Genomic DNA, 20,124 nt, shown 5'->3' with positions numbered 1-20,124 from the left:
ATGCGACAACCTGTACAGGTCACGGCATCGCGGACCCCGACGCCCGTTCAGACGGCGCGGATACTGCTGACCGCCGTAGCGATCAGCCACCTGGTCGTGCCCTTGGTGATGGAGCTCAACCGCAGCACCTTGCGCGACCAGATCGCAGCTCAGCATCCCGAGTTCGGCGCGGCCGAGGTCGGCCGGTCAACCACCATCGCCGTGACTTCCGGAGCCGCCTTCCACGGCATCCTCCTGGTGCTTTGCGCACTCCTGGTATGGAAGCTGGCCACCGGGCGGCCGTGGACCCGTCGTCTCACCACGGTGTCCCAGCTGCTGTCCGTGGTGTTCAGCGTGGTGTCCTGGTCTTCCTCGCCGATGTTCCACACAACGATCCCGATCATCAGCGCCGCGCAGATCCTCACCGTCGTCCTGCTCTGGTTTCCTCCGACCGCCCGGGAGTTCTTCGCCAACCGCTCCTGAACAGCGGGGATCGTGCGTTCAGGGTCCTACGGGAGCTGCTTCAACCGGTCGATGATCTTCAGGACGACATCGAGCGCGGGCGGCTGGTAGTCCTCGCTGCGGAAAGCCGACATGGTGACCAGGTGGCGGCCCACCTTGAAGGACAGATCCGCGTGGCCGGGGTCATCGGAACCCAGCAGACGTCGCCGTCGCCCACCTTTTGTTGGAGGTGGCTTCCCTGGGCTGACCGCCTGGGCGGGCGACGCGCGGGTGGCAGGTCGCGTGGTTGGCGTAGATCGCGCCGTCCAGGCTGTCGTACGTCTCGACGCGGACCGTCAATCCGTCCAGTTTGCTTATGTCACCGGTGTTCGCGCGTTCGGCATGTTCCAGGGCGGCCCGAACCGGAAGTTGGACAGCCCGCCTGGTCGGGTCCGGCCGCCAGCAGCGCTGCCGGCGCGAAACAGCGCACAATCCTTGCCTGGTTGGAAACCATCAAGACCCCTGCCCTCGTGACAGTCAGAGTAGCGAGGGTCACGGCTGCTGGCTTGACTTCAACTTCCCTTGAAGTTCCATCCTTCGAGAGTCAGCACTGATTTCGAAGGGATATTCATGACTGTCAACCAGGTTGTGCGACCTGACTTCGCTCGCACGGACGTCGATGTTGAGCTAGTCGCCGAGACGACCGTCGGCGCGGCGGAGGTGCTTGCCCGGCTGGAGAAAGAGCCGTGGCCCACGGGGCTGATGTCGTTCAACGCATTGGCGAGTACCGACGGAGAGACGTCGCTGGTCTACACCCAATGGGCGGAGGGAGCGGCTGATCCCGGGCTTGTGCGCCGGGTTTCCGGGAGTGATCCGGTGGAATACCGGTTGTACCGCAGCGGAAACCGGGATAACTCGGCGATTCCGGGATGCGTTGTCGTGGTGAGCGTCGAGTTCGACGGTGCGGATCCGCAGCGGCAGCGGCGCTGGGTGGATACCGTCTTCGGTGCGCTGGCGAGCGAGGAAAATCCCGCGCCGGGCGGGATCTCCGGGCATTTCCATGTCAGCAGCGACGGGACCCGGGTGCTCAACTATGCGGAGTGGACGGACGAACAGTCACATCGCGACGCGTTGGCGCGGTCCGGCCGGGGCACGGTCGGGGTGTCTGACGAATGGCGGAAGGTGCAGGAATTTCCGGGAGTGCGAGGCAGCGGGTTCCGTAGGTATCGGATGGTGCGCAGCCTTTCGCTTGGCTTGTCCACAACGGAATCGGCGTAATTCCTCAGTTGGCTTGAGGTAATTCGGAGCGCAACCGGTGCTGCAGTTCGATAAGCGTCTGCCAGAGCGTGGCCCTTTTCGCGCAGGGGACATCAAGGCGAAGATGGGTGCATGGTCGATTTCGTCGAGCCCGCGAGCAACATCCAGCGCAGCTCCCAAGCCAGACTGTCGCGCGCAGCCCGAGCGGAGAACCGGGCGGCGTTTCTCGCGGACGCCGGAGCAAACGGATTCGTTCCCTCCGCTTCAGTGGAAGTGCGGTTCGAGCAGGCAGATGCCCGTGTGGCGGAGCATCTCGCAATTGCCGAAGGTGCCGAAGTCACGGTGCGGGAGCGGGTTCTGCGAGCGGACGGGCAGGCGGTTCAGCTTTCGGTGTCACGCCTCTCGCGCGAGCTGACGCGCGGCACTGCGATCGAGGACGTCGAAACTGGCCCTGGCGGAACCTACGCGAGGCTCGAAGAGGCTGGTCATCGGCTTGGATCATTCGTTGAGCAGGTCGGCGCGCGGCTGCCGAACCCGGCGGAGGCGGCGCTTCTGCACCTCTCCGAAGCAACGCCGGTCCTGACGGTGACCCGGGTCGCCCACGGTGAGGACGGTTCCCCGCTGGAAATCAACGACATGGTCCTTGCCGCTGACCGGTATCAGCTGTCTTACGCATGGCCGGCGGACTGAGTCACAGCACCGAAGACAGCCCATCCCTCAACATCCGATAAGCCGCCTCCGCTCGCGCCACCGGTGAGTTTGGCGAAGGGTCTCGAATACGACACGGTCCTGGTGATCGAGCCGGCGCGTATTGTGGCGGCGGAAGGGCGTGGGCTGCAACGGTTGTACGTCGCGCTCACCCGAGCGGTCAGCGCACTGCACGTCCTCCATGCGGATCCGTTGCCGGAGCCGTTGCTGGCTCAGAGCGCGGCGGTTTGACGGCGCGTTGAGTAGAACTGCCAGCCCAGAAATCCCAGCGCCAGCAGCAAATAACTGTTGCCGACCACGTGCTCGACCGGGCCCCAGGACAGCTCCAGGTATCCGTTTTTCGGCAGCCACGAATGCGGCGCGATCACGAAAATCGTTGCCACGGCGGCCAATCCGGCGACGGCGAGCCGGGTGTGTGCGCGGCCGGCGAACAGCACGATCGCCGGCACGATCCACACCCAGTGGTGTGACCACGAAATGGGCGAACACACCAGGATCGCAGCCGCGTTGAGCAAGAACGCCATCGGCGGGTCGGCGCGCAGCATCGCGGGGATGGTCAGCGCGAGCGCGGCCAGGGTCAGCACCGCGACCAGGATCAGCGTCGGAATGTCCGGAAGCCCGAACCGGTGCACCGCGCCTTGAATGGTCTGGTTGGTGGCGAAAATCGATCCGCTCATGCCGGACGCGCCGGTTAATCCGCCGCCGAACCAGTACTTCATCGACGCTTCCGGCGCGACCACGAATCCGGCCACACCGGCGAGCACGAAGGTGACCACTGTGGTCACGGCCGCGCGGAAGTCCTTTTTCAGCAAGAAGAACAGCAGGAATCCGGCCGGGGTGATCTTCATGGCGGCGGCGAGTCCCAGCAGGACGCCGCGGGGCAGCCGGGTGCGCGGGCCGAGGCAGTCGATCACCACGAGCGCCATCAGTAGCAGGTTGATTTGCCCGAACCACAACGTTTCGCGGACCGGTTCGAAGGCCAGCGAACCAGCACCGATCAGCAGAGCAGCCAGCACTGCGGTGCGCCGTTCGGTGCGCGGCCGGATCACGACGTAGACGGTTCCGCAGAGGCACGCGAGCGAGACGGCGAGCATCACCATCGCGCCCAGCGGTAGCGGCATCGCAGCGAACACCAGGAACACAACGGCCGCGAACGGCGGGTAGATGAACGGGAGGATCAGTCCGGTGCGGGTCGGCGGGAGCGGGCCGTAGACATCGTCGCCCTGCGCCAGCGCCCGCGCGCCGGAGCGGTAGATCTCCAGGTCGAGCGGCCACATCGTGCAGACGAGCCAGAGAATCGTCGCTGCCACCACGACCGCGGCGAGGACCAGTGCGAACACCGTCCGCCGCCGGGTGGCGGCGTCGTCTAGCCACCGGCGCAGCGCGACAGCAGGGGGCCGGATGGAAGTCACTCCGCGATCATGCCGGTGCGATCACCCGTTCGCGCAGCGGGGGCGAGACCAGGCAACTTCGTCGACCGCCAGCCACTGTGCGTTCGCAGCGGCCGTCGGGGTGTCCCCGGTGAAGGCTTTGACCTCGTGGTGCAGGTGCGACTGGTCGACATATCCGCTCTCCGCCGCCACCGTAGCCGGGCTTTCGCCCGCGGCGAGCCGGTGCACCGCGTGATCGAACCGGACCAGTTGCGCGGCACGTTTCGGACTGAGCCCGAGCTGCCCGCGGAACCGGGACCACAGCCGTTTCCGGCTCCACCCGGTCTCGTCGGCCAGCTGCTCGACCCGCACCTGACCACGCCGCGCGTCCATCCTCTGCCAGGCGAAGGCGACCTCTGGATCCACCGGACGGCCAGCCTCATACCGCTTGCCTAACGCGGCTTCTACCAGGGCAAACCGGTCGTTCCAGGAATTGAGCGCACGCAGCTGGCCGGGCAGTTCAGTAGGCCAGACGTCCTCGAGGGACACGACCTCGCCGCTCAGCTCCGTCCCGAGCACGGCGTGCGCGACCTCGGGCGACAGCCGGATCTGCACGCATTCGATGTCCTGTCCGCGCACACGCATCCCTCGCGGCGCGAGCCCGGCGACGATGCTGCCGCGAACCGCGTCGTTGACGAGCAGCTTCTCGCGCAGGTTGAGGAACAGCGTGACCGCCGGGTACGGGACCACCGTCAGGTCGACCAGGTCGACGGTGTTCCCGACGAACCCGGCCATCCGCACGCCCGGCAGCCGGCTCGGCCGGGACGGCACGGCGATGCCCCACACCGCTGCCCCGTCGCGAGCCCACTCGGCTGGTCGCATGCCGCCAGCGTAGCCAAAATCGGCGGCGCGACATTTCTCCAAGACCAGCGGCCCCTGCCCTGACCAGGCTGAACGGGTATCGGAAAGGGGATCCGTCATGGTCAATCCGTTCAGCTCCGCCGTCGAAGTCGCCGCCGCTATCCGCGCGAAGGAGGTGAGCCCGGTCGAGGTCGCCGACCGCTATCTCGGCCGCATCGCCGAGCTGGATCCGAAGTTCAACGCCTTCTGCTTCCGCGCCGACGATGAGGTCCGCGCCGCCGCGAGAGCAGCCGAGGACGCCGTGCTGCGGTCCGCACCGGAGGAACTGCCGCCGTTCCACGGGGTCCCGCTGCCGATCAAGGACCTCGTCCACGTCAAAGGCTGGCCGACCACGTACGGCTCGCTGGCCACTGACCGGAGTCCGCAGCCGAAATCCGACCCGATCGTGCAGCGGTTCACCGACGCGGGCTTCCTCCCGCTGGGCAAGACCACGACGTCGGAGTTCGGCGCGGTGCCGTTCACCGAAAGCGAGGCGCAGGGCATCTCGCGCAACCCGTGGGACCCGGACCGCACGCCCGGCGGTTCGTCCAGCGGTGCCGGGATTTCCGTCATCTCCGGAATGGCTCCGGTCGCGCACGCGGAGGACGGCGGCGGATCGATCCGCATCCCGGCGTCGTGCACCGGTCTCGTCGGGCTGAAGCCGACCCGCGGTCTGGTCACGAACGCCGTGGTGGAGGTCGAAGGGTTCGCGACCAGCGGCGTCGTCAGCCGGACGCTGGCCGACACCGCCGCCGTCCTGGACGTCCTCACCCGGCACGACCCGGGCGCGTGGTGGTCGCAGCCGACTCCTACCCGGTCGCTCGCCGACGCCCTGGACACGGAATCGCCGACCGGCCTGCGGATCGGCGTCCTCACCACCTCGCTGATCGACGGTATCCCCGTTGACCCGGCGTGCCTGGCCGCGGTCGACAAAACGCTCCGCGCGCTCGAAGAAGCCGGACACCAGATTGTCGATAAATCGCTTCCGCTGCCGACGTCCGACGAGCTGATCTCGACGTTCATGAAGGTCTGGAACGTCGCCAGCGCGGGCGTCCCGCTGGTCGACCCGGACCGCGTCGAACCGCACAACCGGGCCCAGCGCGAAGCCGCGAGGTCGGTCGATTCCTGGACTTACGCGGAGAGCGTGCACAAGACCCAGGTGCTGTCGCGGCGCATTGTCGAGGCCTTCACCGACAGCTTCGACCTGCTGGTCACGCCGACCATGGCGTGCCTCCCGCCGAAGATCGGTGGGTGGCGAGCGGGCGGAAACCCGGTGGTGGCCGCGTACCCGATGGGCGTCTTCACGTCGCTGTTCAACGTGACCGGCCAGCCGGCGATCTCCCTCCCGCTGCACCACGACGAGGCCAGCGGCCTGCCGGTCGGCGTCCAGCTGGTGGCCGCGCCGTGGCGGGAAGACCTGTTGCTGCAGGTCTCCCGCACCCTGGAGCAGGCGTTGCCTTGGACGGACCGGCGGCCGCTCGACTAACCGACGTAGGCGGCCAGGTGCTTCCCGGTCAGCGTCCGCTTCTTCTTCACCAGCTCGGCGGGCGTGCCTTCGAAGACCACCTGGCCGCCGTCGTGCCCCGCGCCGGGACCGAGGTCGATGACCCAGTCGGCGTGCGCCATCACGGCCTGGTGGTGCTCGATGACGATCACCGACTTGCCCGAGTCGACCAGGTGGTCCAGCAGGCCGAGGAGCTGGTCCACGTCGGCGAGGTGCAGGCCGGTGGTCGGCTCGTCGAGGATGTACACGCCGCCGCCTCCGCCCATGTGCGTGGCCAGCTTCAGCCGTTGCCGCTCGCCGCCGGACAGGGTGGTCAGCGGCTGGCCGAGGGTCAGGTAGCCGAGGCCGACCTGCTCCATCCGCTCGAGAATCCGGTGCGCGGCCGGGGTTTTCGCGTCGCCCTCGGCGAAGAACGCGGCTGCCTGGGCGACCGACATCGCGAGCACCTCGCTGATGTCCCGTCCGCCGAAGCGGTACTCCAGCACCGAGGCGTCGAACCGCTTGCCCTCGCAGACCTCGCAGGTCGTGGCCACCCCGGCCATCATTCCGAGGTCGGTGTAGATGACGCCGTTGCCGTTGCAGTTCGGGCACGCGCCCTCGGAGTTGGCGCTGAACAGCGCGGGCTTCACGTTGTTGGCCTTGGCGAAGGCCTTGCGGATCGGTTCGAGCAGCCCGGTGTAGGTCGCCGGGTTGCTCCGCCGCGAACCGCGGATCGGGGCCTGGTCCACCGACACGACGTCATCGGATTCCCGGATCGACCCGTGGATCAGCGAGCTCTTGCCGGATCCGGCGACCCCGGTGATCACGCACAGCACGCCGAGCGGGATGTCGACGTCCACGTCCTGCAAGTTGTGCGTGTTCGCGCCGCGGATTTCCAGCACGCCCGTGCGCTCCCGCACCGACGGCTTCAGCGCGGCACGGTCGTCCAAATGCTTGCCGGTCAACGTCTTGCTCGCGCGGAGACCGTCCACAGTGCCCTCGAAACACACCGTGCCGCCGTTCGTGCCCGCACCCGGACCGAGGTCGACCACGTGGTCGGCGATCGCGATCGCCTCCGGTTTGTGCTCCACGACGAGGACGGTGTTTCCCTTGTCCCGCAACCGGAGCAGCAGGTCGTTCATCCGCTGGATGTCGTGCGGGTGCAGGCCGATGGTGGGCTCGTCGAAGACGTACGTGACGTCGGTCAGCGACGATCCGAGGTGCCGGACCATCTTCACGCGCTGCGCCTCGCCGCCGGACAGCGTGCCCGCGGGCCGGTCCAGCGACAGGTAGCCGAGCCCGATCTCCACGAACGATTCGAGCGTCTCGTGCAGCGATTTCAGCAGCGGCGCGACAGATGGTTCGGACAGTTTTCCGACCCATTCGGCAAGGTCGCTGATCTGCATCGCGCACACGTCGGCGATGCTCATCCCGTCGATCTTGGACGACCGCGCCAGTTCGCTCAGCCGGGTTCCGTCGCATTCCGGGCACGTCGCGAACGTGACCGCGCGATCCACGAACGCGCGGATGTGCGGCTGCATCGCCTCGACGTCCTTGGACAGATACGACTTCTGGATCCTCAGCACCAGACCCTCGTAGGTCATGTTGATGCCTTCGATCTTCATCCGCGTCGGTTCCTTGTACAGGAAGTCCTGCAGCTCGCGCTTCGTGTACTTGCGGATCGGCTTGTCCGGATCGACCAGTCCGGATCCGGCGTAGAGCCGGTAGTTCCAGCCGCCCGCGGTGTAGCCGGGAATGGTCAGCGCGCCCTCGGAAAGCGACTTCGAGTCGTCGTACAGCTGAGAAAGGTCGATGTCATTGATCGAACCGCGGCCTTCGCAGCGCGGGCACATGCCGCCGGTGACGCTGAAACTGCGCCGCTCCTTCACCTGCTTCCCGGCGCGCTGCACGGTCACCGCGCCCGCGCCGCTGATCGAGGCGACGTTGAACGAGAACGCCTGCGACGACCCGATGTGCGGCGTGCCGAGCCTGCTGAACAGGATCCGCAGCATCGCGTTGGCGTCGGTGGCGGTGCCGACCGTCGAGCGCGGATCGGTCCCCATCCGCTGCTGGTCGACGATGATCGCGGTGGTCAGCCCGTCGAGCACGTCGACCTCGGGACGGGCCAGCGTCGGCATGAAACCCTGCACGAAACTGCTGTAGGTCTCGTTGATCAGCCGCTGCGATTCGGCCGCGATCGTGCTGAACACCAGCGAGCTCTTGCCCGAGCCGGACACCCCGGTGAACACCGTCAGCCGGCGCTTAGGGAGTTCGACGCTGACGTCCTTGAGGTTGTTCACGCGGGCGCCCTGCACGCGGATCAGGTCATGGCTGTCGGCGGCGTGCTCCGGCGCGGGCTTCCCCTTGGCCTTGGTCATCGTCTCTCCCTGTATTTCCCCAGAGGTCCGGCTCGGACGTCTTCAGCTCGTCTGCTGGATGCGGATCAGGTTCCCGGCCGGGTCGCGGAAGGAGCAGTCGCGGACGCCGTAGGGCTGGTCGGTGGGCTCCTGCACGACCTCGGCGTCGCTGGCCTGCAACCGGTTGAACGTCGCGTCGACGTCCTTGGTCGCCAGGTTCAGCGCGGCGTAGGTGCCCTTGGCCATCATTTCGGTGATCATCCGGCGTTCGTCGTCGGTGATGCCGGGGAACGCGGCGACCGGCTGCAGCACGAGTGAGGTGTCCGGTTGTCCGGGCGGCCCGACGGTAATCCAGGCCATATCGCCGTACTTGACGTTGTTGCGCACCTCCCAGCCGAGGACGTCGCGGTAGAAGGTCAGCGTCGCTTCCGGATCGGTGTGCGGGAGGAAGCTCGCGTGAATGGTCAGGTCCATGTCGGTCACACTATGTGCGCGCCGAGCGGGGTGCTTCTCGATTCCTGATCGGTCGGGTGACCTGTTTCGCGACGCACGGAGCCATGCCCTCGGTCGCGCCGGTCTCCTCCTGGCGGTAGACGCTCGGCGGCTTCCCGACCAGCTCGGTGAACCGCGTGCTGAACGTCCCCAGCGACGAGAACCCGACCTCGAAACACACCTCGGTGACGCTCAGGTCGCCTCGGCGCAGCAACGCCATCGCGCGTTCGATGCGACGGGTCATCAGATACGAGTACGGCGACTCTCCGTAAGCGGCGCGGAACTGCCGGCTCAGATGCCCGGCGGAGACGTTGACGCTCCGCGCGAGCGCCTCGACGTCCAGGGGACGCGCGTACTCGCGGTCGATCCGGTCGCGCACCCGGCGCAACCGGGCGAGATCGGCTAAGCGCTGCGCGTCGTCCGGTTTGCTGGTCACTCCGGAATCGTGCCACGACGATCGCCCCAGCCCCAGCGATCCGCTCGTTCGGGCTGGTGGCCGATTCGTTCAAGACCGCCGCGCCGCGTCCGTGCGACGGTGTCCGGGTGACTGTGAACCTGGAGGCCGTCGCCCCGTTCCTCGCCGGGCACGGCCGGTTGCTGGACCAGCGGCGGTTCGAGCTGCTGCACGGAAACGGGCGGGCGGAGGAGGTGCTCGCGGCGGTCGCGGCCTACCGGAATCCGGACGGCGGCTACGGCTGGGGCCTGGAGCCGGATCTGCGCGCGCCGGAAAGCCAGCCGGGCGGTGCGCTGCACGCGTTCGAGGTGTTCGCCGACGTCGCGCCGGTGACCACGCCGCACGCCGCGCGGTTGTGCGACTGGCTGGAATCGGTGTCCTTCCCGGACGGCGGACTGCCGTTCGCGTTCCCGGTCGCCGACCCGACCGCGTGCGCTCCCTTTTGGACCGGAGCCGACCCGACGGTGTTCTCCTTGCAGAGCACCGCGTTCGTGACGTCGGCGGCGTGGCGGGTCGCCGAACACGACCCGGCGGTCGCGGCACATCCGTGGCTCGCGCGGGCGACCGAGACGTGCCTGCGGGCGATCCGGGACATCGAGGAGATGCCGCACGCCATCGAGCTGAGCTTCGCGATCCACCTGCTCGACGCCGCGTACGACCGGTATCCGGAAGCCGACGAACTCCTGGCGAAGCTGGGGAAGTTCTTGCCGGAGAACGGAATCGTCCCGGTACAGGGCGGGTCCGAGGGCGAGGCGCTGCGTCCGCTGGACTTCAGTCCGGTTCCGGGTCCGTCGCGGCGGCTGTTCACCGCGGAGGCGATCGAAGCGGACCTGACCCGGCTGGAACAGGGCCAGCAGCCCGACGGCGGCTGGACGGTCGACTTCGCCAGCTTCTCCCCGGCGGCCGCGCTGGAATGGCGTGGCTACGTCACCGTCGGGGCGATCTCCAAGCTGCGCGCCAACTCCCGGCTCGGCTAGGGCCAGAGGCGTTCGCGGACCCAGCCTGAGGGTTCGCGGCGGTAGCGGACCCGGAGGTGCTGCCGGTCGTGCGAAGCCTGCCAGAACTCCACCGATTCCGGCTGGATCAGGTAGCGCGTCCACGTTTCCGGTGCCACGTCCGGGTTTTCCGCTACCCAATCCGCTGCCGCCTCGGCGGCTTCGACGAGCTTTGCCGGATCGGACAGCACCTCCGACTGATGCCCGACGTACGCCTCCGCGCGCGACGCCGGCGGCCGGTCGAGAAAGTCGGCGGCGGATACCTCGGGCGCGGCCGGAACCACCAGACCGCGCACGCGCACCTGTCGTCCGCGACCGGGCCAGAAGAAGGTCAAAGCGGCGCGTGGGTTCGCCGCCAGCTGCTGGCCCTTCGGGCTTTCCGAGCTGGTCGCGATCGCCCAGCCGTCCTCGTCGACGTTCTTCAGGATCACCACGCGAGCGTCCGGTGCCCCATCCGCGTCCACTGTGGACAGAGTGACGGCATGCGGAGCCAGTACGTGCTCGCCGGCTTCGGTGAGCCAGGCGAGGAACAGTTCCTCCGGCGTTTCCGGAGTGTGGTCCGGATCGAATTCGGGAAGCTGTTCGGGAAACGACTGCCAGCCGCGCAACGAAACCATGTCACCGACCGTACGGCGGTTGCCCCGGCGGCGGGTAGTGCGGCGGCTGCGGCCCGGCCGGACCCGCGGCGGGCGGGGGAGACGTCTGCGGCATCGGCCCGGACGGAATCTGCCCGGGGAACCCGCCGGGACCGGACTGCGGGGGCTGACCGTAGGCGGCCTGCTGCTGCGCTTGCCATTGCACCTGCTGGAAAGCCTCGCCCGGCTGAGGGAAACAGAACGTCAGCTTCGCGTTGATCGCGCCGTGCATCGCCGCGCCCCACAGCTTGCCGCCGGTGAACGCGTAGGTCATGCCCGCGTACGGATCCACCGCGACCATCCGGGTTTCGCCGCCGAACTGGTTGCTCGTCTTCGCGCTCGCCAGCTGCGCGGCGTCCTGGTGCACGCGTCCGACCAGCCCGCAGATCACCACCGACGCGGCGGTCCAGCCGATCGTGCCCTGCACGTTGGCGCGGGCGTGCTGGGTGGCCATGCCGGTGAACTGGTGCAGCGTCGCCGCGTCGACCTCCGGATAAGCCCCGGCCACGACGCAGTAGTTCATCGTGGACAACATGATCGACTCGGTGAACAGGCCGACCGCGGCGGTCACCGGTCCGATCTGGACGGTGTTGAGCCTGCCGCCGGTGCGCACCACGCGTTCGGCGACGACCTGCAGGTACTGCTCGGGCGTGAGCACGTCCGCGACCTCCCCGGGCTGAGCGGAATCCGCGGTCATCGTCGCACGCGCCGCCTTCGCACGGACTTCACCGGGCATGGTTGACTGTGCCCGCCATGCGCCGACTTCTCGTTCTCGCCCCAGCCCTGGTCCTGCTCGCCGGCTGCCACCCGTCGAGCCCGGCGAAGGAGACCCCGTCGTCTTCGGCGCCGGCGAGTTCCGCGTCGGCCTCCGCGGGGCTGCCGCCCGATCCGCAGCCCGTGCGCACCGCGGAGTGTCCGTACCTGTCGAACGAGACAGTGCAGGACGCGAACGGACAGCACGTCACCAAGGTGAGCGTGTCCGACGACGAGCCGCATCCGGCGTGCTTCTTCTACCGCCCGGACGGCAGCCTCCAGCTGACCGTGCGCGTGTACGTGGGCAAGAGCGACGTCGCGACCGCACTGGTCAACAAGGCCGCGCCGGTGGACACCTCGAACCCGGCGTCGGATCCGGCGGGATGGAAGGGCGGCTACCAGCCGTCCGGCGACGGAGTGGTCTACGCCGTGGCCAAGGGTGACGCCGCGGTCATCGTAACGAGCAACCAGAAGCAGAGCATCAAAGCACGCACAGTGGCGAAAAAGGCTATCGCTGCCCTGAAGCTCTGAGTAATGGGCTCCGCACGGGTGAGTGAAGTTGATCTTGTATTACTCTAAGCAGCACGCGCGGTCCCCCCAACACTCGCGCGCCGGGTGCCCGTCCGGCACCGAATACTTGGTTACCCCCTTATCGACGACAAGGACAGATTCGTGGCTGACACCCTCAAGGAAATCCTGCTTGACTCGAGCCGTCGCCCCAGCGTGGTCACCGACTTCGCGGAGCTCGTGGACGCCGAGGTCGCCGACAAGGGCGGGGTCTCCGGCGCGGTCGTGAAGACCGGCTTCGCCGCCGTCAAGAAGATCAAGCCGGGCATCATCCCGTCCGCGATCGACAGCCTGCTGGACGACTTCTCCGCCGCCCTCGAGCCGTTCTACGGCGACTTCCGCGCCCAGGGCGGCAACGACTTCGGCGCCTACCTGAGCGGCCGCTCGGACGAGGCGGCGGACGCGCTGCTCGGGGTCACCGACAGCCGCGCCGAGCGCAGCAGCCGCGACAGCATCAAGAAGGTCTACTCGAAGCTGCGCCCGAACGGCAAGAAGAACGTCGAGGAGGCGCTGCCGCGTCTCGGCCAGCTGATCGACAAGCACGCCGCCGCTGCCTGAACCGGCTGAGCGACCTACGAAAAAGGGCCCCGGGACGCGCTCCCGGGGCCCTTTTTCGTACGTTCAGTTCTTTTTCTCGGCGGGCGACGGGCTCGGCGCCTTGCCGTTCGTTTTCGGCTCGCCCGGCTTGGCGTCCGCCGCGTCCTTGGCCTCCGCGGCCGGCTTCGCGGGCGGGGCAGGCGGGGTGGCCTTCGGCGGAGCCGGGGCGACCGGCGGCTCCTGCTGCCGCGACTTCAGCGCGACGGCGGCGCCGACCGCGACCGCGCCGAGACCGAGGATCCACGGCCAGCGGCGACGCTTGCGGGCGCCCTTGGCGGCGGTCTTCGCCTCCTCCAGCGCGGCGCGGAACTCCTTCTTCGCGGCCTTGAAGTCCTTCTTGCCGCGGCGCTTCGACTCGCCGGCCGACGCGGCGGCCTTGATCGCGGCCTTCTTGGCCTTGCGGCCCGGCTTCTTCATCTCGGCGAGGCGGGCGAGTGCTTCCTTGCGCGCCGCGGCGGAGCTCTTCTTCAGCTCCTTGCGGGTCAGCTCCGTCTTCTTCGCCAGCTCGCGCTGGGCCCGGCGGCTCCGCTTCCCCAGCTCCTCCGCGCCGGCCTCGGCGGCCTTCGCGCCCGCCTTGCCCGCCTCGACGACCAGCTTCCGCAGGTCCGTCGAGCCGGACTTGACCGACTCGCCGACCGATTCCACGGCCCGGGTCATGGTCTTCACCTCATCAATCGTTGTGAAACAGATCTGTTGCTTGACATCATCCTGCCCTTTTTCCGCTCGCACCGCTGCGGCTTCCCGCTGCGGGCGTCGCGGAAACCTCGGGAAAGTGTCTTCTTCCTGGGCCCGCGTCCGGCGCGACGGGCCGGGACGGCCCCCTGAACCCCCCATTTGTGCGAAGGGGTGGCACGATGGCGGCGTGACTGAAAGCGCCCGAAAGGCCACCCTGCACACCAACCAGGGTGACATCCACGTGAACCTGCTGCCCGACCACGCGCCGAAGACCGTGGCGAACTTCGTGGGGCTGGCCACCGGCTCCAAGGAGTACACCCAGCCGAACGCGAAGGGCGGCAACTCCGGTCCGTTCTACGACGGCTCGATCTTCCACCGGGTCATCGACGGCTTCATGATCCAGGGCGGTGACCCCACGGGCACCGGCCGCGGCGGCCCCGGCTACAAGTTCGGCGACGAGTTCCACCCGGAGCTGCAGTTCTCCAAGCCGTACCTGCTGGCCATGGCGAACGCCGGGCCGGGCACCAACGGCTCGCAGTTCTTCATCACCGTCGCGCCGACCTCGCACCTGAACTTCCGGCACACGATCTTCGGCGAGGTGGCGGACCAGGAGTCCCGCAACGTCGTCGACGCCATCGCGACGACCGCGACCGGGCCGGCGGACCGTCCGCTGTCCGACGTGGTCATCGAGAAGATCACCGTCGAAGACTGACGCGCCGCAGGCAGGGATGGGGTTTCGGTAGGTTGGAGTCATCGTGAGCCAACCGCCGAACCCGTCCGCGCCGTCCCTTCCCGGTTGCTGGTGGCATCCGAACCGCCCGACCGGTCTCAGCTGTGCCCGCTGCGGGCGTCCGGCCTGCCCGGACTGCCTGCGCGAAGCCCCGGTGGGGTTCCAGTGCACGGACTGCGTGCAGACCGGGGCGCACCAGCAGAAACAACAGCAACGGCAGTATCGCGACGCCGGAATGGGCTCCCGCACGATCGCCGGGGCCCGGCCGTCGAACTCTCCCGTCGTCACCGCGACGCTGATCGCGGTGAACGTGGTGGTCTTCCTGATCACCGTCGTCCAGGCGAAAAGCCTGTTCAACAACCAAGTAGCCCCCGTCGAGCAGGCGGGCGTTCTCTGGCCGTCGGCCGCGCTCGGCGGTGGCGAGTTGTGGCGGATCTTCACCTCCGGTTTCCTGCACTACGGGCCCATTCACATCGCGGCGAACATGTTCTCGCTGTGGATGATGGGCCGTGCTCTGGAGCAGGTCTTCGGCAAGGTCCGGTACTTGGCGCTCTACTTCGTGTCGATGCTCGGCGCTTCCACCGCGGTGCTGCTCTTCCAGGACATCAACGGGGCCACCGCAGGTGCGTCCGGAGCGATCTTCGGGCTGCTCGGCAGCTACGCGGTCATCGTGCTGAAGCTTCGGCTGAACCCCTCCGCGCTGCTCGTCAACCTGGCGATCAACGCCTACGTCACCTTCGCCATCCCCGGCATCTCGATCTGGGCGCACGCGGGCGGCCTCATCACCGGGGCACTGGTTACGGCCGCGATGCTCTACGCCCCCGCTCGGAATCTGGTCCGGTGGCAGGCGATCGGCACGGTCATCGTCGCGGTCGCGCTCGCCGGGGTGATCGGCTGGCGGGCCACCCAGCTCCCGACGGTGTCGTGCGGTTTCCACCAATCCCAGGGCCAGGCCTATTACGGCTGCGGGACGTCACGCTCCAGCTGACCGGGCCCGCAGCTCGGTAAGCACGTCCAGCACGTCGCGAGGATCCTCGCCGAGGTCGGTCTGCCCGAAGATGAACAGCTCGTCGTCGTGCTCCAGCTCGAGCGTCACGCCGTCGCGGCCGAGGCGGCGCGTGCTGCGCAGCCGAACCGTCGTGCCTGTCCAGGGGAGCCGGTGGGTGCCGTTGAGCGTGCGAGCCCGCAACCCGTCCAGATCCGCGGACAGCCGCGGCCGCACCACCGTCCAGTGGACCGCGAACGCGCCGACGGCCAGCGTCGCGAGGCCGGTGAGCAGCGCGCCCTTGCCGTCGCCGAAGAACCCGTCCAGGACGGTTCCGACCAGCAGCAACGTGGTCAGGCCCCACGCCACTGCCACGAGGCTTCGGCGCGGGGCCCAGGAGACCTGGTGGTTATCCACAGGGGTTATCCACACTGGGGATGAGTCACACCGGTGTGATTCGGTGTCAATCGGCCGTCCGGAGCAAAGCCGAACCGGCGGATGGTCAGCGCCACCGCATCGTCATCAGCAGGCCGGCGATCATCGCGGCGAATCCGATCGCGAAATTCCAGTTTCCGAGCTGGCTGAGGAACGAAACCTTGTCGCCCGCGATGTAGTTCACGACCAGCCACACCAGCCCGAGGAGCATGAGGCCGAACATGACGATCTTGTAGAACAGGTTCGACGGTCCCGCGGCCTGGACCTTCACCGGGGTGCGGCGGTCGACAGGCGGGGTGTACGCGGTCTTTTTGCGGACCTTCGACTTCGGCATCGTTTCCTCGCGTGCTCTCGGGCATTCCTGGTGGCGGCATCCTGGACGAGGTCCCGCTGTCGGGGTGCGCAACCAGCGCCACGTGCACACGTTAACGTAAAGGACGGCTCCGCAGCACCGGGCGGGAGCGGTCGGGTTTCTCAGACTGTGACAATAGCGCCACCTGGAGTGCCGAGGGGGACTCCGGCCGGGCGCGGGAGGAGCTTGCGTGACGCCGCAAGATTGGCCGGGCGAGGACGACCGCCGCCCCGGCACGGGACCTGACCGCCCGGTCCGCCGCCAGCCACCGCCGCCGCGAAGGCAGTCCGGGGACACCCCGCCGCGGCGAAGAGTGGCCGGGGACCCGGGCCGGAGATCACCCGAACAGCGCACGCCGATCGACCGGGACGGACCGCGCGGCGAAAACCGGCCGGCGCAGGGACGAGCGGGCGAGGGCAGGCCCCGCGAGGGGGACCCCCGCGGCGGTGATTTCGGCAGTCCTGCTGCTCCCCGCCGAGCCGCTGAGGACGCCCCGCGCGGCGAAGGAAGCCCGCGCCGTACCGGGGAATTCCGGGCCCAGCCCGGGGATCCGGCTCGCCGTCCGCGTGGCGGAGAGTCCCGCCCTCTGCCGGAAGAAGGCCGTCAAATGCCTCGCCGGGTGGGCGCCGCGGCCCCGGATCCGTCGCGGCGGCGGATGACCGGGCCGGAGTACGTCGAGCAGCCGACCGAGGTGTTCTCCGCGGTCGCGGTCGCCGACAAGGACGACAAGAAGGCCAAAAAGACCCCGCCGCCGCTGGGCAAGGGCGGGCTCGCGATCCGCACCGCGGGCGAAATCTTCATCACGCTCGGGGTGATCGTGCTGCTGTTCATGGTCTACGAGGTGTGGGTCACCGACCTGTTCTCCGCGGAGAAGCAGCACACCGCGAGCGACCAGCTCGACGGCGACTGGTCGAAGGACCGCACGCTGCACCCCGAGCTGATCGACGGCAAGGCGTTCGCACGCATCCACATCCCGTCGTTCGGCGCGGACTTCAACTTCACCATCCAGGAAGGCACCGGCGAGGATTCGCTGGCGGTCGGTCCCGGCCACTACAAGGGCACCGCGCTGCCGGGCGAACCGGGCAACTTCGGCATCGCCGGACACCGCGTCGGCAAGGGCGCGCCGTTCAACGACCTGGACAACCTGAGTTCCTGCGACCAGATCGTGATCGAAACGCACACCGATTTCTTCATCTACCAGGTGCTGCCCTACGACGACGAGATCAAGGGCTGGAGCAGCGGCAAGGGCGCGCAGCCGGAGTGCAAGGGCGTGTCGACGCTGCGCGACCCGAGCATCCCCGGCGGCGGACCGTACGACGAGACGTTCGGCCGCAAGGTCGTCCAGCCGAGCCAGGGCGACGCGGTGAACCCGGTGCCGTACAAGCCGGCTGACATTCTGCCGAAGGCGCAGCAGGCTTCGCTGCTCACGCTCACCACGTGCCACCCGCAGTTCTCCGCGAAGGAGCGGCTGATCATCACCTCCGTGCTGACCCGCCAGGTGCCGAAAACCCAGGTGCCGGATTACACGACGTTGCTGAAGAAGATCGGAGTCGCGTCCTGATGTACGGCTGGCTCTGGCGGCATCTGCCCGGTCCGTTCGCGGTGAAGTTCGTGATCGCGCTCGTGCTGGTGCTGGGACTCGTGGCGTTGCTGATGTTCGTGGTGTTCCCGTGGCTGGACCCGCTGCTGTGGTTCAACAACGTGTCGGTGAACAACTGAGGTTCGGCGTCTTCCTGGTCTCGGGCCGCTTCCCGGGCCAGGACGACGCCGCGGTACTGCGGCGCACAGTCCGCGCCGCCCGCGCCGCCGAGGCCGCCGGTTTCGACGACGTGTGGCTGGCCGAGCACCACTTCATGCCGTATGGGGTGTGCCCGTCGGGCCATTACGCTCGCCGCGCATGTGCTCGGCCAGACGTCGCGAATCAGCGTGGGCACGGCGGTGAGCGTGTTGTCCACGACGCATCCGGTGGCGCTGGCTGAGCAGTGGTCCATGCTCGATGCGGTCTCCGACGGACGCCTGCGGTTGGGTGTCGGCAGGGGTGGGCCGTGGCAGGACTTGGAGGTATTCGGCACCGGATTGGCGCGCTACGAAACGGGTTTCGCCGAGTCGCTGGATCTTCTGCTGACCGCCGCCACCGGCAAAGTCTCGGCTAGCGGCGACCAGTTTTCCTTCCGGGAGGTCGCTCTGCGCCCTGTTCCGCAACGTCCCCCGGAAGTCGTGGTGGCATGCGGCGGACCGACTTCTTCCGCAGTCCGGTTGGCCGCGGAACGTGAGTTGCCGTTGTTGCTGGGCCTGCACGCGGACGATTCCGAGAAGTCCGCGACCGTTGCCGCTTACGGCAAACCGGCGGCCCATGTGTCGACCGTGCTGTGCCAGGTCGGCGACGATGCGCGGGAGGTGGTGCGCCGCGCTTTGCCGGCGTGGCTGGCGGACGGCTTAGCCGCCCATCTGCCGGTGGACGACCGACCGGGTCCGGCTCGGGATCCTGGGGAGTACACGGAAAAGCTGTGCGCGATCCATCCGGTCGGGCCGGTGGAGTATTGCGTCGAGACCTTGCGGACGAGCCTCCGGCGCACCGGGGTGTCCCACGTGATCATGTTCGTGGAAGCGTCCGGCACGCCGGAGGGCACGATGGCGAATATCGCGCGGATTGGTGCTGAGGTGCTGCCCGCGCTGCGGGATTAGCCGGGCGCGGGGGACTCGTGCCTTCTCATTTCGCGGGTTCGAACGTTTTACCGGGACTCGATGGTCAGCAGTCCCGCAGTTCAGGGCTCTGGTTCAGCAACTGCCCCCGCGGCGAGACGAACGCCCGGTACCGATCTCCGTCGGTGTCCCGGAACACGGCTACCCGGTGGCAGTTCTGGAACGCCAGCTTCACTCCGAAATGCCGCTCCAGCCCGCCCCGGATCGCGTCCGAAGCCAGTGCCCGCAGCAGCTGACCGCGGGCGGTCTCGTCCGGCGGCGGGGTTTCGTTGTCCGCGAATCCGTCCGCGGCGGTGTCTGCTTCCGCGATCACTCCGGTGATGACCTCCCACGCGTACGGCAGCGATTCCCGCACGCAGGCCACGAACTCGGCGTCGGAGACCTCCCCGCGTTCGGCCTTTTCCAGCAGCGCGGGCGATACGTCCAAGGACAAGACAACCTCCATGGTCAGCGGTACCCCTCAGGGCTACCGGCCCGCCGGGCCCGGCCACAAGAGAAAACGAGTTTCATCACCACTTTGGTGGATCACTCCCACCGGAACAGCCGCACGGCGAGCGCCGTTCCGCCCAGCGCGAAGGCGGCCAAGGCGGCGAACTGCAGCGGCTGTCCGCCGTTGCCGACCCAGGCGTCTTGGAGCGACTGGGTGCCCGGTGGCACGTAAGCGCCGATTTTCTGCAGCACCGGGGGCAACAGCGGCCGTGGCAGGTAGACGCCGCCGAGGAACATGACGGGAAAGAAGGCGATCATCGCCAGTCCGCCGGCGGCTTTGCCAGTGCGGGCGAGGGACGCGGCGATCAAGCCGAGCGCGAAGATCGAAACCAGGCCGAGCAGCAGGGCCAGCAGGAAGAGCCCGGGGTGTCGCGGAATCGGCACGTCGAAGGCGATTTTGGCGGTGACGAGCATCAGCGCCACGCCGGCCAGTGCGACGGCGGCGTGGATGAGCACTTGGGCGAGCAGAAGATACGCGGGCGGCACCGGCGTGGTGGCGAGACGGCGAAGGATGCCTTGCTCGCGATAGGTCGCGACGGCGGCTGGGATCACCTGCAGGCCCAGCATCGCCAGTGCGATGACCACCAGCGACGGAACCCATAAGTCGACAAATCGGTATCCGCTGGTCACGGGGCTCGGCTCCCGCATTCCGGGGATCGAGCCGACACCCAGCAAAACCGCGGTCGGCAGGAAGACGCCCAGGACCGCCCACAGCGGCGTGCGCAGGAAGAGTTTTGCTTCGGTCATCAGCAAAGTACGCATCGGAG

Annotated in this window: 23 protein-coding genes and 2 pseudogenes; 13 read left to right on the top strand and 12 right to left on the bottom strand. The window is 68.1% G+C overall.

What is annotated here, in order from left to right; genetic code table 11:
* The 4 genes and pseudogenes from ATK30_RS18790 (at position 1) to ATK30_RS18775 (ending at position 2,616) form a co-directional block, all read left to right on the top strand.
* Positions 1-462 (top strand): hypothetical protein, encoded by a 462-nt coding sequence (locus ATK30_RS18790; RefSeq protein ID WP_101436697.1) that lies wholly within the window; start codon positions 1-3, stop codon positions 460-462.
* Positions 463-1,050: 588 nt separating this feature from the next.
* Complete coding sequence (locus ATK30_RS18785) at positions 1,051-1,698, top strand: antibiotic biosynthesis monooxygenase (RefSeq protein ID WP_101436696.1); 648 nt, start codon at positions 1,051-1,053, stop codon at positions 1,696-1,698.
* 120 nt (positions 1,699-1,818) lie between these two features.
* Positions 1,819-2,367: pseudogene (locus ATK30_RS18780) on the top strand (GntR family transcriptional regulator); the annotation flags it as partial.
* A gap of 63 nt (positions 2,368-2,430) precedes the next feature.
* Complete coding sequence (locus ATK30_RS18775) at positions 2,431-2,616, top strand: ATP-binding domain-containing protein (protein ID WP_463672407.1); 186 nt, start codon at positions 2,431-2,433, stop codon at positions 2,614-2,616.
* Here the strand turns inward: ATK30_RS18775 and ATK30_RS18770 are convergent.
* Entirely contained in the window at positions 2,598-3,797 is a 1,200-nt protein-coding gene (locus ATK30_RS18770) for a glycosyltransferase 87 family protein (RefSeq protein ID WP_101436694.1), read from the bottom strand. The genes ATK30_RS18775 and ATK30_RS18770 overlap by 19 nt on opposite strands.
* A gap of 21 nt (positions 3,798-3,818) precedes the next feature.
* Entirely contained in the window at positions 3,819-4,637 is an 819-nt protein-coding gene (locus tag ATK30_RS46225; protein WP_101436693.1) for a helix-turn-helix domain-containing protein, read from the bottom strand.
* Between the two features lie 97 nt (positions 4,638-4,734).
* Between ATK30_RS46225 and ATK30_RS18760 the strand changes: the two genes are divergently transcribed.
* Positions 4,735-6,141, top strand: a complete 1,407-nt coding sequence (locus ATK30_RS18760) for an amidase (protein ID WP_101436692.1) — start codon at positions 4,735-4,737, stop codon at positions 6,139-6,141.
* Here the strand turns inward: ATK30_RS18760 and ATK30_RS18755 are convergent.
* Genes ATK30_RS18755 through ATK30_RS18745 form a run of 3 tightly spaced genes read right to left on the bottom strand, consistent with a single transcriptional unit; the run spans position 6,138 to position 9,423 of the window.
* Positions 6,138-8,516 carry an ATP-binding cassette domain-containing protein gene (locus ATK30_RS18755; protein ID WP_101436691.1) on the bottom strand — a complete coding sequence of 793 codons (2,379 nt, stop codon included), beginning with the start codon at positions 8,514-8,516 and terminating at the stop codon, positions 6,138-6,140. The genes ATK30_RS18760 and ATK30_RS18755 overlap by 4 nt on opposite strands.
* 42 nt (positions 8,517-8,558) lie before the next feature.
* Positions 8,559-8,969 carry a VOC family protein gene (locus tag ATK30_RS18750; protein WP_101440926.1) on the bottom strand — a complete coding sequence of 137 codons (411 nt, stop codon included), beginning with the start codon at positions 8,967-8,969 and terminating at the stop codon, positions 8,559-8,561.
* Positions 8,970-8,979: 10 nt separating this feature from the next.
* The gene (locus ATK30_RS18745) at positions 8,980-9,423 is read right to left on the bottom strand and encodes a helix-turn-helix transcriptional regulator (protein WP_009085513.1); all 444 of its coding nucleotides are present in this window, start codon (positions 9,421-9,423) and stop codon (positions 8,980-8,982) included.
* 107 nt (positions 9,424-9,530) lie between these two features.
* On the opposite strand from ATK30_RS18745, the gene ATK30_RS18740 reads away from it, so the two are divergent.
* Positions 9,531-10,418 (top strand): hypothetical protein, encoded by an 888-nt coding sequence (locus ATK30_RS18740; RefSeq protein WP_167441949.1) that lies wholly within the window; start codon positions 9,531-9,533, stop codon positions 10,416-10,418.
* Here the strand turns inward: ATK30_RS18740 and ATK30_RS18735 are convergent.
* Together ATK30_RS18735 and ATK30_RS18730 are read right to left on the bottom strand one after the other, a co-directional pair.
* On the bottom strand, positions 10,415-11,053 hold the full coding sequence (locus ATK30_RS18735) for a pyridoxine/pyridoxamine 5'-phosphate oxidase (protein ID WP_101436689.1): 639 nt from the start codon (positions 11,051-11,053) through the stop codon (positions 10,415-10,417). The two genes, ATK30_RS18740 and ATK30_RS18735, sit on opposite strands and share 4 nt — an antisense overlap.
* A gap of 1 nt (position 11,054) precedes the next feature.
* Positions 11,055-11,729 carry a hypothetical protein gene (locus ATK30_RS18730; RefSeq protein WP_101440925.1) on the bottom strand — a complete coding sequence of 225 codons (675 nt, stop codon included), beginning with the start codon at positions 11,727-11,729 and terminating at the stop codon, positions 11,055-11,057.
* Positions 11,730-11,824: 95 nt separating this feature from the next.
* On the opposite strand from ATK30_RS18730, the gene ATK30_RS18725 reads away from it, so the two are divergent.
* On the top strand, positions 11,825-12,355 hold the full coding sequence (locus ATK30_RS18725; RefSeq protein ID WP_101436688.1) for a DUF2020 domain-containing protein: 531 nt from the start codon (positions 11,825-11,827) through the stop codon (positions 12,353-12,355).
* Between the two features lie 141 nt (positions 12,356-12,496).
* Complete coding sequence (locus tag ATK30_RS18720) at positions 12,497-12,949, top strand: DUF6918 family protein (protein WP_101436687.1); 453 nt, start codon at positions 12,497-12,499, stop codon at positions 12,947-12,949.
* Between the two features lie 63 nt (positions 12,950-13,012).
* On the opposite strand, the gene ATK30_RS18715 is transcribed toward ATK30_RS18720, so the two are convergent.
* The gene (locus ATK30_RS18715; RefSeq protein ID WP_208637370.1) at positions 13,013-13,645 is read right to left on the bottom strand and encodes a hypothetical protein; all 633 of its coding nucleotides are present in this window, start codon (positions 13,643-13,645) and stop codon (positions 13,013-13,015) included.
* A gap of 205 nt (positions 13,646-13,850) precedes the next feature.
* Between ATK30_RS18715 and ATK30_RS18710 the strand changes: the two genes are divergently transcribed.
* Both ATK30_RS18710 and ATK30_RS18705 read left to right on the top strand, forming a co-directional pair.
* A complete protein-coding gene (locus ATK30_RS18710) occupies positions 13,851-14,375 on the top strand; it encodes a peptidylprolyl isomerase (RefSeq protein WP_009085526.1) in 525 nt (174 codons plus the stop codon).
* Between the two features lie 43 nt (positions 14,376-14,418).
* Positions 14,419-15,381, top strand: a complete 963-nt coding sequence (locus ATK30_RS18705) for a rhomboid family intramembrane serine protease (protein WP_101436686.1) — start codon at positions 14,419-14,421, stop codon at positions 15,379-15,381.
* Here ATK30_RS18705 and ATK30_RS18700 read toward each other — a convergent pair.
* Both ATK30_RS18700 and crgA read right to left on the bottom strand, forming a co-directional pair.
* Positions 15,367-15,795 (bottom strand): PH domain-containing protein, encoded by a 429-nt coding sequence (locus tag ATK30_RS18700; protein ID WP_244194651.1) that lies wholly within the window; start codon positions 15,793-15,795, stop codon positions 15,367-15,369. The two genes, ATK30_RS18705 and ATK30_RS18700, sit on opposite strands and share 15 nt — an antisense overlap.
* A gap of 85 nt (positions 15,796-15,880) precedes the next feature.
* A complete protein-coding gene (gene crgA / locus ATK30_RS18695) occupies positions 15,881-16,147 on the bottom strand; it encodes a cell division protein CrgA (protein WP_101436684.1) in 267 nt (88 codons plus the stop codon).
* A gap of 625 nt (positions 16,148-16,772) precedes the next feature.
* On the opposite strand from crgA, the gene ATK30_RS18685 reads away from it, so the two are divergent.
* The 3 genes and pseudogenes from ATK30_RS18685 to ATK30_RS18680 all read left to right on the top strand — a co-directional run bounded on the left by ATK30_RS18685 (position 16,773) and on the right by ATK30_RS18680 (position 18,850).
* Positions 16,773-17,726 carry a class E sortase gene (locus ATK30_RS18685; RefSeq protein ID WP_208637369.1) on the top strand — a complete coding sequence of 318 codons (954 nt, stop codon included), beginning with the start codon at positions 16,773-16,775 and terminating at the stop codon, positions 17,724-17,726.
* The gene (locus ATK30_RS45370; RefSeq protein ID WP_167441948.1) at positions 17,726-17,884 is read left to right on the top strand and encodes a hypothetical protein; all 159 of its coding nucleotides are present in this window, start codon (positions 17,726-17,728) and stop codon (positions 17,882-17,884) included. Before ATK30_RS18685 ends, ATK30_RS45370 begins: the two co-directional genes overlap by 1 nt.
* Positions 17,836-18,850 (top strand): annotated as a pseudogene (locus ATK30_RS18680) (LLM class flavin-dependent oxidoreductase). Before ATK30_RS45370 ends, ATK30_RS18680 begins: the two are co-directional and overlap by 49 nt.
* Positions 18,851-18,914: 64 nt before the next feature.
* On the opposite strand, the gene ATK30_RS18675 reads toward ATK30_RS18680, so the two are convergent.
* Both ATK30_RS18675 and ATK30_RS18670 read right to left on the bottom strand, forming a co-directional pair.
* Complete coding sequence (locus ATK30_RS18675) at positions 18,915-19,301, bottom strand: SCO5389 family protein (RefSeq protein WP_043831500.1); 387 nt, start codon at positions 19,299-19,301, stop codon at positions 18,915-18,917.
* Between the two features lie 92 nt (positions 19,302-19,393).
* Positions 19,394-20,119: an ABC transporter permease gene (locus ATK30_RS18670; protein WP_101436682.1), complete on the bottom strand. Its 726-nt coding sequence runs from the start codon at positions 20,117-20,119 to the stop codon at positions 19,394-19,396.
* Positions 20,120-20,124 lie beyond the last annotated feature (5 nt).

The sequence above is a fragment of the Amycolatopsis echigonensis genome (genome assembly GCF_002846615.1).
In the GTDB taxonomy this organism is placed as follows: domain Bacteria; phylum Actinomycetota; class Actinomycetes; order Mycobacteriales; family Pseudonocardiaceae; genus Amycolatopsis; species Amycolatopsis echigonensis.
Note: the sequence above shows the minus strand (reverse complement) of the source record. Positions and strands in the feature narration are given on the sequence as shown.

Excerpts from the sequence above, each read along its gene's own strand:
- ATK30_RS18790 (WP_101436697.1), top strand. The coding sequence starts at position 1 with ATGCGACAACCTGTACAGGTCACGGCATCGCGGACCCCGACGCCCGTT.
- ATK30_RS18785 (WP_101436696.1), top strand. The coding sequence starts at position 1,051 with ATGACTGTCAACCAGGTTGTGCGACCTGACTTCGCTCGCACGGACGTC.
- ATK30_RS46225 (WP_101436693.1), bottom strand. The coding sequence starts at position 4,637 with ATGCGACCAGCCGAGTGGGCTCGCGACGGGGCAGCGGTGTGGGGCATC.
- ATK30_RS18760 (WP_101436692.1), top strand. The coding sequence starts at position 4,735 with ATGGTCAATCCGTTCAGCTCCGCCGTCGAAGTCGCCGCCGCTATCCGC.
- ATK30_RS18755 (WP_101436691.1), bottom strand. The coding sequence starts at position 8,516 with ATGACCAAGGCCAAGGGGAAGCCCGCGCCGGAGCACGCCGCCGACAGC.
- ATK30_RS18750 (WP_101440926.1), bottom strand. The coding sequence starts at position 8,969 with ATGGACCTGACCATTCACGCGAGCTTCCTCCCGCACACCGATCCGGAA.
- ATK30_RS18735 (WP_101436689.1), bottom strand. The coding sequence starts at position 11,053 with ATGGTTTCGTTGCGCGGCTGGCAGTCGTTTCCCGAACAGCTTCCCGAA.
- ATK30_RS18725 (WP_101436688.1), top strand. The coding sequence starts at position 11,825 with ATGCGCCGACTTCTCGTTCTCGCCCCAGCCCTGGTCCTGCTCGCCGGC.
- ATK30_RS18715 (WP_208637370.1), bottom strand. The coding sequence starts at position 13,645 with ATGACCCGGGCCGTGGAATCGGTCGGCGAGTCGGTCAAGTCCGGCTCG.
- crgA (WP_101436684.1), bottom strand. The coding sequence starts at position 16,147 with ATGCCGAAGTCGAAGGTCCGCAAAAAGACCGCGTACACCCCGCCTGTC.
- ATK30_RS18685 (WP_208637369.1), top strand. The coding sequence starts at position 16,773 with ATGCCTCGCCGGGTGGGCGCCGCGGCCCCGGATCCGTCGCGGCGGCGG.
- ATK30_RS45370 (WP_167441948.1), top strand. The coding sequence starts at position 17,726 with ATGTACGGCTGGCTCTGGCGGCATCTGCCCGGTCCGTTCGCGGTGAAG.
- ATK30_RS18670 (WP_101436682.1), bottom strand. The coding sequence starts at position 20,119 with ATGCGTACTTTGCTGATGACCGAAGCAAAACTCTTCCTGCGCACGCCG.